The organism is Thermophilibacter provencensis, from assembly GCF_030372065.1.
In the GTDB taxonomy this organism is placed as follows: Bacteria; Actinomycetota; Coriobacteriia; order Coriobacteriales; family Atopobiaceae; genus Thermophilibacter; species Thermophilibacter provencensis_A.
In genome coordinates, this window is record NZ_JAUDEA010000004.1 from 117,816 (window position 1) to 131,317 (window position 13,502).

The 13,502-nt window shown below is 65.7% G+C and carries 12 protein-coding genes; 8 read left to right on the top strand and 4 right to left on the bottom strand.

Annotated features, from left to right (window positions below):
* Nucleotides 1-86 precede the first annotated feature (86 nt).
* Entirely contained in the window at nt 87-1,055 is a 969-nt protein-coding gene (gene gluQRS, locus QUW25_RS04100; protein WP_289510948.1) for a tRNA glutamyl-Q(34) synthetase GluQRS, read from the bottom strand.
* Between the two features lie 84 nt (nt 1,056-1,139).
* The gene (locus tag QUW25_RS04105) at nt 1,140-1,790 is read right to left on the bottom strand and encodes a GNAT family N-acetyltransferase (RefSeq protein ID WP_289510949.1); all 651 of its coding nucleotides are present in this window, start codon (nt 1,788-1,790) and stop codon (nt 1,140-1,142) included.
* Nucleotides 1,791-1,859: 69 nt separating this feature from the next.
* Between QUW25_RS04105 and purH the strand changes: the two genes are divergently transcribed.
* Nucleotides 1,860-3,491, top strand: coding sequence for a bifunctional phosphoribosylaminoimidazolecarboxamide formyltransferase/IMP cyclohydrolase (gene purH / locus QUW25_RS04110; RefSeq protein ID WP_289510950.1), 1,632 nt, complete (start codon nt 1,860-1,862; stop codon nt 3,489-3,491).
* A 195-nt stretch (nt 3,492-3,686) separates the two neighbouring features.
* Here purH and QUW25_RS04115 read toward each other — a convergent pair whose 3' ends face one another.
* Complete coding sequence (locus QUW25_RS04115; protein ID WP_289510951.1) at nt 3,687-4,970, bottom strand: ATP-binding protein; 1,284 nt, start codon at nt 4,968-4,970, stop codon at nt 3,687-3,689.
* Nucleotides 4,971-5,273: 303 nt separating this feature from the next.
* Here QUW25_RS04115 and QUW25_RS04120 point away from each other — a divergent pair, with 303 nt between their 5' ends.
* The 7 genes from QUW25_RS04120 to QUW25_RS04150 all read left to right on the top strand — a co-directional run bounded on the left by QUW25_RS04120 (nt 5,274) and on the right by QUW25_RS04150 (nt 11,650).
* Complete coding sequence (locus QUW25_RS04120; protein WP_289510952.1) at nt 5,274-5,681, top strand: PTS sugar transporter subunit IIA; 408 nt, start codon at nt 5,274-5,276, stop codon at nt 5,679-5,681.
* 66 nt (nt 5,682-5,747) lie between these two features.
* Nucleotides 5,748-6,239 (top strand): PTS sugar transporter subunit IIB, encoded by a 492-nt coding sequence (locus tag QUW25_RS04125; RefSeq protein ID WP_289510953.1) that lies wholly within the window; start codon nt 5,748-5,750, stop codon nt 6,237-6,239.
* A 12-nt stretch (nt 6,240-6,251) separates the two neighbouring features.
* A complete protein-coding gene (locus QUW25_RS04130; protein ID WP_289510954.1) occupies nt 6,252-7,850 on the top strand; it encodes a PTS system mannose/fructose/sorbose family transporter subunit IID in 1,599 nt (532 codons plus the stop codon).
* Between the two features lie 72 nt (nt 7,851-7,922).
* A complete protein-coding gene (locus QUW25_RS04135; protein WP_289510955.1) occupies nt 7,923-8,423 on the top strand; it encodes an L-2-amino-thiazoline-4-carboxylic acid hydrolase in 501 nt (166 codons plus the stop codon).
* A gap of 2 nt (nt 8,424-8,425) precedes the next feature.
* Nucleotides 8,426-9,724 (top strand): M20/M25/M40 family metallo-hydrolase, encoded by a 1,299-nt coding sequence (locus QUW25_RS04140; protein WP_289510956.1) that lies wholly within the window; start codon nt 8,426-8,428, stop codon nt 9,722-9,724.
* Between the two features lies 1 nt (nt 9,725).
* On the top strand, nt 9,726-11,009 hold the full coding sequence (locus QUW25_RS04145) for a serine dehydratase subunit alpha family protein (protein ID WP_289510957.1): 1,284 nt from the start codon (nt 9,726-9,728) through the stop codon (nt 11,007-11,009).
* Between the two features lie 8 nt (nt 11,010-11,017).
* A complete protein-coding gene (locus tag QUW25_RS04150; protein WP_289510958.1) occupies nt 11,018-11,650 on the top strand; it encodes an HAD family hydrolase in 633 nt (210 codons plus the stop codon).
* A 130-nt stretch (nt 11,651-11,780) separates the two neighbouring features.
* Here QUW25_RS04150 and pgi read toward each other — a convergent pair whose 3' ends face one another.
* Nucleotides 11,781-13,475 carry a glucose-6-phosphate isomerase gene (pgi, locus tag QUW25_RS04155; RefSeq protein ID WP_289510959.1) on the bottom strand — a complete coding sequence of 565 codons (1,695 nt, stop codon included), beginning with the start codon at nt 13,473-13,475 and terminating at the stop codon, nt 11,781-11,783.
* Nucleotides 13,476-13,502 lie beyond the last annotated feature (27 nt).

Below are 13,502 nucleotides of genomic sequence, written 5' to 3' on the forward strand. Positions count from 1 at the left end.
TGCTAGAGCATGATACCCCACAACGGCTCAACTCACAACGCCCGTATTTCTCGGCAACGAGAAATACCTAGAGATCGTCTGCACGCTCAGAAAAGCCGCGCGAGGAACCGCTCGTCAACGATGACGTCTCCGTGGCGCGCGGCAAGCTTGTTCCACGAGAAGAGAGGGACAAGCTCTTGGGGCGTGACGTCGGCGCCGGGCTCGCAGAGGCCAACTGCGGCCCCGAGCGCGCCCACGATGCGCTCGGGGCGCACGCCGCGCTCGCGCAGCGCGCCGAGGTCGAGGTCCTTCTCGCGCTTTGAGAGGCGCCTTCCGTCTGCGGCAACGAGCAGGGGGACGTGCCCGTAGGCGGGTGCCTCGTATCCGAGCAGGCGCCCCAGATAGATCTGTCGCGCGCACGAGCCGAGAAGATCGCGCCCGCGCACCACCTGGTTCACGCCCATGAGGGCGTCGTCTACCACCACGGCGAGCTGGTAGGCCACAACGCCGTCGCTGCGTCGCACGAGAAAGTCTCCGCACTCGCGCGCGAGCACCTCGCGCCGCGCCCCGAAGGCGAGGTCGGAGAACTCGATGGTGCCCGCGGGGTCGTCCTCGTCCGGAACCCGCAGGCGCACGGCCGGCGGGCGCGTCGCACTGCGGCGGGCAACCTCATCCGCGGAGAGCTCCCGGCATGTGCCGGGGTAGATGGGCGCGCCGTCGGAGGCGTGCGGCGCGGTTGCCGCATGGAGCTCGGCGCGCGAGCAGAAGCAGGGGTAGGTGAGCCCGCGCGCGGAGAGCTCCTCGAGCGCTGCGCCGTAGAGCTCGGCGCGCTCGCTCTGGTAGTACGGTCCCTCGTCCCAGGCGAGTCCCAGCCACTCGAGGTCGTGCATGAGCAGCTCGGCGCGCTCGCGGCTCTGGGCACGCGGATCAAGGTCCTCGACGCGCATCACCATCTCTCCGCTCGCCGATCGCGCGGAGAGCCAGGCCATGAGCGCGGAGAACGCGTTTCCCAGGTGCATGCGACCCGAGGGCGTTGGCGCAAACCTGCCGCGCACGCACGGTGTTGCGTTGCTCATTCCTCACCCCCCATGAACAGGCAGAACCGAAAATCAGGACATCCGGGCGCCAGAAATCCGAATCGCCATCCCGCGCGCCGGGCGCTACAGACGCTCCGAGTAGACGTAGATGCCAAAGTCGGCGCCCGGTTCCTCGCCCGGCCACGTGACCTCCGAGCGCCGCCGCAGCTCCTGCGTGAGCCCCATGTGGTCGTAGAAGGAGACGTCGCAGTTATCGTCGGTGAGCAGGTAGTAGCCCGCCGCGCCGCGCTCGCGCAGGTGCGCGCGGACGCGGTCGAGAAGCCGCCGGCCAAGGCCGAGCCCGCGCGCCTCCGGCGAGACGATGAGCAGCTTGAGGGCGGCCGCGGCCTCGGGCGCGCCGGCCTTCTCGTAGTCCAGCGCGAGGCCCGCGCCCTCCACCACGCCCGCCATCTCAAGGTCCATGGCGAGGGTGGCCTCCGGGCTGCGCGCGGCCTCGCGCTCAGCGACGGACCCGCGGTCGCGCCACTCGTCCGCGTCGGCGACAACGCCATCCTTCTCGGCAAGCAGAACGGCGCCGAGCGGAGCGCCGTCGCGCTCGGCCACGAGCGACCACGTGGTGTGGCTCAGGTAGTCGCAAAGCTCCACGGTTGCCGCGAGCTCGCCGGGCTCGCCCGGGAAGTCCGCCAGCCACGTCTGGGCGATGAGGCTGACGAGCGGATAGAAGTCTCGCTCCTCAAAGGGGCGCAGCGCGAGTTCCCCGACGTTCTCTGACATATCGTCTCCTAGCTGAGGTATCGTAAGAGAGACGGTACCGCAAGCGGTCCACATTTCCAAGGAGGGCTTATGGCAGACACTCCCATCAGGCGCGCGCTCGTCTCGGTAACCGACAAAACCGGCGTCGTTGACTTCGTCAAGGCGCTCGAGGACGAGTTTGGGGTCGAGGTGATCTCAACCGGCGGCACGGCTCGCGTGCTCGAGGAGGCCGGCGTCCATGTGGTGCCCATCGAGCAGTACACGGGCTTCCCGGAGATGATGGACGGCCGCGTGAAGACCCTTCACCCCAAGGTGCACGGCGGCCTTCTTGCCCGCCGCGACAACCCCGCCCACATGGCCGAGGCTGCCGAGCACGGCATTGGTATGATTGATCTTGTGTGCGTGAACCTCTATGAGTTTGAGAAGACCGTGTCCAAGCCGGACGTTACGTTTGACGACGCCATCGAGCACATTGACATCGGTGGCCCCTCGATGCTGCGCTCCGCGGCAAAGAACGCCGCGTCCGTGACCGTGGTCTCCGACCCGGCGGACTACGACGAGGTCCTCGAGGAGATGCGCGCCAACGACGGCTGCACCTCCCTCGAGCTGCGACGCTACCTGCAGCTCAAGGTCTACGAGACCACGGCCAACTACGACGCGGCCATCGCCATGTGGCTCGCCGACCGCTACGACGAGGACTTCGCGGACGACGAGTGCGACGATGCTCCCGCCATGCCCGAGGAGCTGGGCTTCTATCTCGAGAAGGTCGACGACCTGCGCTACGGCGAGAACCCCCAGCAGACCGCCGCGGTCTACCGCTTTGCCGACGAGATGGCCGACGCCTGCTCCTCCGCCAACCCGCTCGTGGGCGCCGAGCAGCTCCAGGGCAAGCCGCTCTCCTACAACAACTACCTGGACGCGGACGCCGCGTGGAACCTCGTGCGCGAGTTCGACGGACCGGCCTGCGTGATCCTCAAGCACCAGAACCCCTGCGGCTCCGCCGTTGCCGAGGACATCACCACCGCCTACGACCGCGCCTTTGCGTGCGATCCCAAGAGCGCATTTGGCGGCATCATCGCCTGCAACCGCGAGGTGCCCTTTGAGCTGGTGGAGCACGCCTTTGACGAGAACGGCCAGTTCGTCGAGGTCATCATTGCCCCGAGCTACACCCCCGAGGCCATCGAGCGCATGGCCAAGCGCCCCAACCTGCGCGTCCTTGCCACGGGTGGTGCCGAGGGGCACGCTGAGTTTGAGCTGCGCTCCATCGATGGCGGCATCCTCGTCCAGAACGTCGACACCGTTGCCGAGGACCCCGAGACCTTCACCTGCCCCACCGAGCGCAAGCCCACGCCGGAGGAGATGGACGAGCTCATGTTTGCGTGGCGCGTCTGCAAGGGCGTGAAGTCCAACGCAATTCTCGTCTCCAAGGACAAGTCCGGCATTGGCATGGGCCCGGGTCAGCCCAACCGCGTTGACTCCGCGCTTCTGGCCTGCCAGCGAGCGGACGAGGCCTGCGAGCGCATGGGCATGGAGAAGGGCGGATACGCCTGTGCGTCCGACGCATTCTTCCCGTTCCGCGACAACGTGGACGTGCTCGCCGAGCACGGTGTGACCTGCATCATCCAGCCCGGCGGCTCCAAGCGCGACGACGAGTCCATCGAGGCCTGCAACGAGCACGGCATTGCGATGGTCTTCACCGGCAACCGCCACTTCCGCCACTAACCTGACAAAGAAACCTGTCAAAAGTGACAGGGTAGTTTGTCATGTGCGCCCCGGACGGCCCCAACGCCGCCCGGGGCGCCGCTCTATACCTTCTCGGCGCGGTGGGCGCCCCGAGAAGGCCCGGCGGCCAAAATGATGACACTTTACCCTGTCACCTTTGTCATCATCACCTTTGTCATCACCTTTGTCGGGTCGTCACATCGTGAGCGCGCCGATGGGGAAGGCGTACACGCCCGTCTTCTTGTCGAGCCGAGGTCGCGTACAACTGCCCATGATGACGGCGAGGAACGTGGGGTCGGGGCAGCCGGCGGCAGGGTTCTTGCGGAGCTTGCTTCTCAGGCGCGTGAGCCCGCGGGCCGCCTCATCAAACTGAGTCTCGCCAATCGCAACGTTGATTGCTCCCCACCTGCCGTCCGACAGGGTGATCACGGCGTCGGCGCGCGCCCCGTCGGAGTCCGCGTAGTACCTCACCGTGGGCGCGGCCTCCATCTCGAGCACGGACGCGTAGACGTTGAGGTCGCGCAGAACGAGGCAGCGCAGAAGCGAGAGGAGCGCGGGGGCGTCTTGGAGCAGCGTGTCCGGCGTGTGCGTGAGCCACATGGCGGGGATGGATGGGTCTACGAACTGCATTCGCGGCTTGAACCTCACGCGTGAGGTGGAGCGAATGGGCGCCCGCCATCCCTCAACGACATAGGCAAGATACGTATCAAGGAAGAGCTGCCGGTAATCGCGCGCGGTGTTTCTCGAGAAGGGCTTCTCGCCGCGGTCGCGGGCATATGCCGCATAGTCCTCGTAGGTTGCCTGCCAATCGCAGGCGGCGTGCGCGCAGGCGACCTTTACCGCCATGGGGATCCGCTTGCCCCGCTTTGGCAGCTCGTTCTCCATGACGGTCTGCAGCAGAACTCGGATGAGTCGCGCGGAGGCATCCGCCCCCAGACCCTGCAGGCGGGGCCACCCGCCCTGACAGATTGCCTCGGCAACCTCGGGGAGGCCCATTGGACACGACATCGGATAGAAGTTGTGGGTGAAGAGCCCCATAAGGGAGACGCTCACGTTGGAAAGGCCGGCCTCGGCAAGCGAGAGGGGCCAGAGCCGGACGATCGGGGTGCTCGCAAGATGGCGCTCCTCCTCGGGTCGTCCATCAACTGAGCTCACGAGAAGGAACGACCCGTCGCGAGACTGCGCCGCCGACTTGGCGAGGGAGGGGATGAGCTGCCACTCGTCGATAACGTGCGGCGACAGACCGCCCTGCAGCGCGCGATCCGGGTTGGTTTCGATGATGGGGCGGATGCCCTCGTCGTCTGCGGCAATGACGCTTCGGGCCTGGGCGAGCGCGGTCCAGCTCTTTCCCGCACCGTGGGGGCCAACAAGGCGCACGATTGTGTGGTTTTTGAGGAGATGGCGGAGCTTTCCGTCAATGAGCCTCATTCGGTAGCCGTGAGGGCACAGATATCCCTGGTCCTGCTTGTCCATCTTCATAAAAAAGTACCTCTATTCTGATTAAAAAAAATAACTGACCAAAATAGAGCAAATTCACTTTGCAAAACAGAGAGCAAAAAACACGTGAAATAGAGCAAAATTTCCTTCTTTAATATCTAATTATCACCCTATCTGACGACAAATCAGCGAGAAATTCGACAACAAGCGAAAAAATGCCGCTCACCCCTGCCAAAAGATGGCCTGTCGAGGCTTAGGTAGAGTGCTATGCAACCCAAAGCGCGCACTAGGAGCAGTTTTGAAGAAATTGTGACGTTCAAAAGTAATCAAAAGTAAGGAGGATGAATGGTCGGAATCGTCGTCATGACTCACGGCGGCCTTGCGGAGGGGCTCGTGAGCGCCAGCGAGGTCATCATGGGGCCCGCTCAGCAGGTGAAGACGCTCGCGCTCAGGCGCGAGGGAAACGTCGACGAGCTCAGCTCCGAGTTTGCCGCGGCGCTCGAGGAGGTTGACACCGGCGACGGCGTGCTCGTGCTCTGCGACCTCTTTGGTGGGTCGCCCTGCAACGTCGCGAGCATGGGCCTTCGCACCGCACGCAACTACCACCTCGTTTCGGGCGCGAACCTTCCCATGCTCATCGAGGCGATCAACAGCCGCGACGAGGGGCTTGACCCCGAGGCGCTCGCAAAGCGCTGCATCGAGACCTCGCATGAGGGCATTCGCCACATCAACGAGCTTCTCGCCCAGGCATAGGGGTTGCGACCGGGTGCGCCCGGTCTGTTGGGTATCAGACAAGGCACGACAGGAAAAGGAGAGGAAATGGCAAAGATTACGTGGGCCCGCGTTGACTACAGGCTTATCCACGGCCAGGTGATCACCAAGTGGTCCAAGATCGCCTCCGCCAACGAGATCATCATCGTTGACGACGTGCTCGGTCAGGACGAGTTCATGGCGAGCATCTACAAGATGGCCGCGCCCTCCGGCGTGAACGTCGACATCAAGACCGCCGCCGACGCCGCTGCCGCCTATCAGGCCGGCACGCTCGGCACGGGCAACATCTTCCTGCTGTTCAAGGATGTTCACGCGGCGCGCGCCTCGCACGAGGCGGGCCTCGCGTTCGAGACGCTTCAGCTCGGCGGTATCCCCGCCGAGGCCGGTCGCAAGGTTGTCTTCCCTGCGGTCGCCTTCGGTCCGTCTGAGGCTGAGGACGTTCGCGCCCTTCATGACGCAGGCGTGAACATCGAGATTCAGGTCGTCCCCGAGGAGGCAGGCATCTCCTACGAGGAGGCCATGAGGAAGTACGAGTCGTAAAGGAGAAACGTCATGGGTCTCAACCTGTTCTTTGCCATAGTTGGCGGCCTGTGGTTCTGGTGGGCGGCCGGCCTCGCGGGCTACTCGTTCATCCAGACCATGAAGTCGCCGCTGCTCGTGGGCACCGTCCTTGGCGCGCTCACCGGCAACCTCGAGACGGGCGTCGTCACGGGCGGCAGCATCGAGATGGTGTATCTCGGCATGGTCGCCGCCGGTGGCAACATTCCGTCCGACCGCGTCTTCGCGGCCCTCATCGCCGTTCCCATCGCCATCCAGACGGGCTGCACGCCGGAGACCGCCGTCTCCATCGCCGTGCCCCTCGGCGTTCTTGGCGTCCTCGTCAACAACGTCCGCCGCACCGGCAACGCCGTCTTTGTGCACTGGGCCGATAAGTACGCCGACAAGGGCGACGTCAACGCCGTCTGGCGCTGCGCCACGGTCTACCCGCTCATCTTTGGCTTCATCCTGCGCTTCCCGCTGATGTTCGTCATCAACTACTTCGGTGCCGACCTGGTGACCTCGCTGCTCAACGTCTGCCCGCAGTGGATCCTCACGGCGTTCAACGTCATGGGCGGCCTCCTGCCGGCCCTCGGCTTCGCCACCGTCGTGTTTATGATCGGCAAGATGAAGTTCCTGCCGCTGTTCATCATCGGCTTCTTCCTGGTCCAGTACCTCCAGATCCCCACGATGGCCGCCGCCATCTTTGGCATCTGCCTTGCCCTTCTCGTTACCTTCATGGGCGAGGACGACTCCTTTGCCACCCTGCGCGAGCTCTCCGAGAAGGCCGCGGCCGCCGGCGAGCAGCGCATGCTCAGCAAGAAGGACGTGAACGGCGTCTTCCTGCGCTGGCAGTTCACCGCCGAGATTTCCAACTCCTTCGAGCGCATGCAGTCCGTGGCCGTCTGCGCCTCCTTTGCGCCCGTCCTCAAGAAGCTCTATCCGGAGCAGGCCGACCTTGAGGCCGCCCTCAAGCGTCACCTCGGCTTCTTCAACACCAACGCCAACTGGGGCTGCCTGATCCACGGCACCGTCCTCGCCATGGAGGAGCAGCGTGCCATGGGCGCCGACATCCCCGAGGAGATCATCACCGGTGTCAAGAACGGCCTCATGGGCCCGCTCGCCGGCGTTGGCGACACGGTTGACTTTGGCACCGTCCAGGTCATCCTCTTCGCCCTTGGCGCCTCCTTCGCCACCCAGGGCAACGCCTTCGGCGTCTTCTTTGTGATCCTCTTCGGCCTCCTCACCTTTGCCGAGGCCCGCGCCCTCTTTGGCCTGGGCTACAAGCTCGGTCGCGAGTCCGTCCAGAAGATCCTCGCCGGCGGCATTGTCAACAAGCTCATCGACTGCGCCTCCATCGTGGGCATGTTCGTCATGGGCGCCCTCTCCGCCAGCACGGTCAAGGTTTCCACCCCGCTTGCCTGGACCTTTGGCGAGAAGACCATCGTCCTTCAGGACACCCTGAACTCCATCGCCCCCGGCATCCTCGCCCTCGCGGCCGTGATGTTCGTCTTCTGGGGCATCAAGTACAAGAAGTGGACCATCACCAAGCTCCTGGTGATCCTCATCGTGGTCTCGCTCGTGGGCGCCTTCCTCGGCATCCTCAGCGCGTAACCAGCACAGACAGCCGGGGCGCGGCGGCGAGGGGATTGCCGTCGCGCCCCCCCCAAGAAAAAGGAGAGAGACATGTCCGACAAGCAGACCTTCACGCGCGAGGAGTACCTCGAGGGCGTCCGTGGCGCCAACGGCACCCGCGCGCAGTGGTTCCACCTCATGCTCGAGGAGGCCAAGAGGCACGGCATCGATCCTGACGAGTTCTGCAAGGCCACCATCTACGCCTTTGGCGTGGAGCGCGGCCGCAAGTACGGCGTCTGCGAGGGCAACCCGGGCAAGATGGCCGAGATGCTCTATAACTCCAACGGCCAGGACGTCTTTGAGATGGAGCTCGTGGAGAAGACCGACGAGCGCGGCCTGCTCCGCTTCCACCACTGCCCGCTTGCCGCCACCTGGAAGGGCATGGGCCTGCCCGCCGAGCAGGTTGCCGAGCTCTGCCGCCTTGCCTGCTACAGCGACTTTGCCCGCGCGGACAGCGCCGGCGTGAACCTGGAGTTTGACGCCCAGATCGGTGCCGGCGACGAGACGTGCGACCTCGTCTTTACCCCCAAGACCGAGAAGGAAGGCGAGTAGTCGTGAGCGCCCCTTGCCGTGAGGTTGCCGAGCGCGACGAGAGGATCGTCTCGCTGCTGCGCGCGCTCGTGCGCATCAACACTGAGCATGCCGCTCCCGCGCCTGGCGCGCCTTACGGCGAGGGGTGCGCCCGTGCGCTCGACTTTGCCCTTGCCGAGTGCGAGCGCCTGGGGTTTGAGACGCGCCGCCTCGGCGAGAAGGTCGGCTGGGCCGAGACTGGCGCACGCGGACCGCTCGCCGCGTTCCCCGTGCACCTGGACGTTGTGCCCGCGGGAGACGGCTGGACGCGCGACCCATATGCCGCCGAGGTTGAGGACGGCGTGCTCTACGGTCGCGGCTGCATGGACAACAAGATCGGCGCCGCGATTCTCATGGTCCTCCTTGCCGGGTACGTGGGCGAGGACCTGCCGTGCCGCCTGCGCATCATCTTTGGCACGGACGAGGAGACCGGCATGTCCGACCTCCGCGAGTACGTGGAGGCGGGGGAGGAGCTCCCGAGCATGGGGTTTGTGCCGGACGCGGCGTTTCCCGTGGTCAGGGGGGAGAAGGCCCGCCTTCACCTGAGGCTGTCCCGAACGTCGGACCTGTCGGGGCTCACGCTGAGCGGCGGGACCGCAGCAAACGTGGTTCCCTCAGAGGCTCACGCGACGCTCCCCGATGGCAGGGAGATCTCCGCCACGGGCCGATCCGCTCACGGGAGCACGCCGGAGCGCGGCGAGAATGCCATCAACGCCCTCGTGGCGCGCCTCGTGAAGGAGCTGGGTCCTGAGGCAGGCTGCCTGGACGAGGTCTGCCGCCTGCTGTGCGCGGACCTCACCGGCGCGGCCCTTGGCATCGACGTTCCCGACGAGGTCTTTGGCCATACCTCCATGAACCTCGGCGTCCTGAACGTCCGGGACGGTGCCCTTGCGGCAGAGGTTGACGTGCGCTGCGGCACCGCGCTTGGCACGACCGAGGCGGTCTCCCGCGTTCGCGCGGCGCTTGGCGAGGCCTGGCAGGTCGAGGTGGCGCAGGAGAAGCCCATCCACCTCGTTGCCGAGGACGACCCCTGCGTCCAGGTTCTTCTCGGCGCCTATGAGCGCGTGTGCGGCGAACGGGGCGGCTGCTCGGTCATGGCCGGCGGCACCTATGCGAGCCTCATGCCCGCGCTCGTGGCGTTTGGCCCCAAGCTTCCCGGAACACACAGCGGCGCGCACGGCGTCGACGAGCACGTGCGGCTCACGGACGTCTCTCGCGCCGCAGACATCTACTGCGAGGCGGTTCGAGGCATCGTCGGGCTTGCCGCGTCATTGGAGGACTAGCATGGTTGACTTCATCGAGCTCCTCAAGAAGGAGGTCGTTCCCGCCGAGGGCTGCACCGAGCCCATCGCGGTTGCCTACGCCGTCTCTATCGCCGCCGAGCAGCTTGACGGCACGCCCAAGGACATCCGTCTCAAGCTGAGCGCCAACATCATCAAGAACGCGCTCGGCGTGGGCATCCCGGGAACGGGCATGGTGGGCATCGAGATCGCCGCCGCCCTGGGCGCGGTGGTGCGCCAGTCCAATAAGAAGCTCGAGGTCCTCTCTGGCTTTACGCCCGAGCACCTGGAGGCGGCAAAGGCCCTCGTTGACGCCCATGCGATCCGCGTTGAGCAGAAGGCCACCTCGGAGGCGCTCTACATCGAGGCGCTCCTGACCGACGGGGCGGACAGCTCGCGCGTCGTCATCATGCGCGACCACACCAACGTGGTGCGCGTGGAGAAGAACGGAGAGGTTCTCGTTGACGAGCCCGTCTCTGTTGGGAGCGGCGCGGACGACGCCCACGAGGGCCTCACCGTAGACGCCATCTACGAGTTTGCTACGACCACTCCTTTCGAGGACATCAAGTTCATCCTGGATTGCGTGCCGCTCAACACCCGCGTGAGCGAGGAGGGTCTCTCCGGCGAGTACGGCCTTGAGGTGGGTAAGCGCATCGGCGCCGGCGCCGACCGCCGCGGGGCGCTTCTCAACAACGCAACGCTGCGCCTGATGTCGGTCACCGCCGCCGCGAGCGACGCGCGCATGGGAGGCTGCCCCCTCTCAGTCATGACCTGCGGCGGCAGCGGCAACCAGGGTATTGCGAGCTCGCTTCCCATCATCGAGCTCGCGCGCATCCTCGGCTCCAGCGACGAGGACCTCGCCCGTGCCCTGGTGCTCTCCGACCTTGTGGTCCTGCACATCAAGGAGTACATGGGCCGCCTGTCCCCGCTGTGCGGTTCCGGCATCGCCGGGGGAACGGGCTCGTGCTGCGGCATCACCTTCCTGCAGGGCGGAGGCCTGCGCGAGATCAAGTACGCGATCAACAACATGCTCGCCACGCTGCAGGGCATGATCTGCGACGGCGCCAAGGCCACCTGCGCGCTCAAGATTGCAGCGGGCACCAACTCGGCCATCCAGTGCTCCACGCTCGCGCTCGCGGACATCTCTCCCACGAGTAAGGACGGCATCATCTTTGACGATGCCGAGGAGACCATCAAGAACACCGGCAAGCTGATGCGCGAGGGCTTTGCCCAGACCGACGAGGCCATCCTCTCGATCATGCTCGCCAAGCAGCTCGAGTCAAAGTAGGTGGGGGCGTGTACGAGGCGGTGATCTTCGACAAGGACGGCGTGCTCGTCAACTCCGAGCCGGAGCTCGACCGCCGCCGCCGCGCGTTCTTTGCCGAGGAGGGCATAGACGACTCGGGCTTTCCGGACTTCTACGGGTCAAACAACAAGGTCGTGTGGGGTTGCGTGGAGCCGCACGATGTTGAGCGCCGAGAGCGGCTGTACAAGAAGTTCCGGACGCGCTTTGCCAACAATCCCATGCCCTACGCCGAGCTTGCCACCCCCGGCGTACGGGAGACTCTCTCGGGGCTGCGCCGGGCCGGCGTGAGGACCGGCCTGGCGTCTGCCTCGCCGCGCTGGGTGATAGACGGCTTTGTGGAGGCACTCGGCATCGGCGGGCTTCTGGACGTCACCGTGAGCGGGGAGGAGTGCGCGGCGTCAAAGCCTGCGCCCGACGTCTACCTGCGCACGATGGAGCTTCTCGGCGTTGAGCCGGGGCAGACGCTCGTCGTTGAGGACTCGCCCATCGGGATTCTTGCCGCGCACAGGTCCGGCGCGCGCGTCTGCGCCATGCCGCTGCCCGAGGGCGTGCACCTGGACCAGTCCCTGGCGGACGTCCACCTCACCTGTCTGCTCGACGTCCTCCCCCTCGCGCTTTCCTGACGCGGGCGCCAGGGCTGGCATGGGCCCGGCACTTCTTGGTACCCAACAAAACGGCCGCCGGGCCCTTCTCGCCCGGCGGCCAAAATGATGACAATCTACCCTGTCACCTTTGTCAGTCACCTTTGTCAGGTTACTTGCGGTGGGCGCGGTAGTAGTTGATGAGGGCCTGCGTGGAGGCGTCCTGGGCGGCCAGGGCCTCGTCGTCGTGGAAGGCGGGCGTAATCTGCTTGGCGAGCTGCTTGCCCAGCTCAACGCCCCACTGGTCGTAGCTGTCCAGGCCCCAGACCGTGCCCTCGACAAAGGTGATGTGCTCGTAGAGCGCGATGAGCTCGCCCAGGGCGTGCGGGGTCAGGTCAATGCCGAAGATCGACGTGGTGGGACGGTTGCCCTCGAAGACGCGCGCCGGAACCATCCACTCGGCCGTGCCCTCGGCGCGGACCTCGTCGGCCGTCTTGCCAAAGGCGAGCGCCTTGGTCTGGGCGAGGTAGTTGCCCAGGAAGAGCTCGTGAACGTCCTGGTCGCCGTCCTTGGTGGGGTTGGGCGTGTTCACAAAGGCGATGAAGTCCGCCGGAATCATGCGGGTGCCCTGGTGAATGAGCTGGTAGAAGGCGTGCTGGCCGTTGGTGCCCGGCTCGCCCCAGAAGATCTCGCCGGTGGCGGAGGTCACGGGCGTGCCGTCCCAGCGCACGCTCTTGCCGTTGGACTCCATCGTGAGCTGCTGGAGGTAGGCGGCAAAGCGGTGCAGGTACTGGTTGTAGGGCAGCACAGCGTGGCTCTCGGCGCCCCAGAAGTTGACGTACCAGACGTTGAGCAGGCCGAGAAGCGCCACCACGTTCTTCTCGAGCGGGGTCTTCTGGAAGTACTCGTCGAGGTCGTGGAAGCCGGCGAGGAACTGCTCAAAGCGCTCGGGGCCAAAGACGATGATGAGGGAGAGGCCCACGGCGGAGTCGACGGAGTAGCGGCCGCCGACCCAGTTCCAGAAGCCGAAGGCGTTCTCGGGGTCAATGCCAAAGTCGGCCACGAGGTCGAGCGCGGTGGAGACGGCCACGAAGTGCTTGCGGATGGCCTCAGCGTCCTTCTCGGCGGAACCGTCGATGGCGCCCTGGGCGCGCAGGGTCTCGAGCAGCCAGGTCTTGGCCTCGCGGGCGTTGGTGAGGGTCTCGAGCGTGGTGAACGTCTTGGAGACCACGATCACGAGCGTGGTCTCGGGGTCGAGGCCCTTGACCTTCTCGGCCATGTCGTTGGGGTCGATGTTGGAGACGTAGCGGCAGTCGACGCCGGCGTCGGCCATGGGCTTGAGGGCCTCGTAGACCATGACGGGGCCGAGGTCGGAGCCGCCAATGCCGATGGACATCACGTGCTCGATGCGCTTGCCCGTGACGCCCTTCCACTCGCCGGAGCGGACGCGCTCGGCAAAGGCGTACATGCGGTCCAGCTCGGCACGGACGTCTGCCACGCAGTCCTGCTCGCCGTCAAAGACGGTGCCGACCTCGGAGGCCGGGCGGCGCAGCGCGGTGTGCAGGACGGCGCGGTCCTCGGTGGTGTTGAGGTGCTCGCCGGCGTACATGGCGTCGCGACGCTCCTCGAGGCCCACGGCGCGGGCGAGGTCGCAGAGCAGCCCCACGGTCTTGTCGTCCATGAGGTTCTTGGAGAGGTCAAAGTGCAGGTCGTCCATGTCGTAGGAGAGCTTGGCCACGCGCTCGGGGTCGGCCGCGAAGGCGTCCTTGAGGTGGAAGCCGCTCTGGACGAGCTCGTCGTGGTGGGCCATGAGGGCGGCCCACTCAGGGGTGGTGGTGGCGTCGATGGGTGCAGGCATGGTGGACATGGGAGATGCTCCTTCCCCGGGTTGCAA

Bases quoted from the DNA above. Each gene is read 5' to 3' on its own strand.
- QUW25_RS04135 (WP_289510955.1), top strand. From the start codon at position 7,923: ATGTCCGACAAGCAGACCTTCACGCGCGAGGAGTACCTCGAGGGCGTC.
- QUW25_RS04145 (WP_289510957.1), top strand. From the start codon at position 9,726: ATGGTTGACTTCATCGAGCTCCTCAAGAAGGAGGTCGTTCCCGCCGAG.
- QUW25_RS04125 (WP_289510953.1), top strand. From the start codon at position 5,748: ATGGCAAAGATTACGTGGGCCCGCGTTGACTACAGGCTTATCCACGGC.
- purH (WP_289510950.1), top strand. From the start codon at position 1,860: ATGGCAGACACTCCCATCAGGCGCGCGCTCGTCTCGGTAACCGACAAA.
- QUW25_RS04115 (WP_289510951.1), bottom strand. From the start codon at position 4,970: ATGAAGATGGACAAGCAGGACCAGGGATATCTGTGCCCTCACGGCTAC.
- QUW25_RS04130 (WP_289510954.1), top strand. From the start codon at position 6,252: ATGGGTCTCAACCTGTTCTTTGCCATAGTTGGCGGCCTGTGGTTCTGG.
- QUW25_RS04120 (WP_289510952.1), top strand. From the start codon at position 5,274: ATGGTCGGAATCGTCGTCATGACTCACGGCGGCCTTGCGGAGGGGCTC.
- QUW25_RS04105 (WP_289510949.1), bottom strand. From the start codon at position 1,790: ATGTCAGAGAACGTCGGGGAACTCGCGCTGCGCCCCTTTGAGGAGCGA.
- gluQRS (WP_289510948.1), bottom strand. From the start codon at position 1,055: ATGAGCAACGCAACACCGTGCGTGCGCGGCAGGTTTGCGCCAACGCCC.
- pgi (WP_289510959.1), bottom strand. From the start codon at position 13,475: ATGTCCACCATGCCTGCACCCATCGACGCCACCACCACCCCTGAGTGG.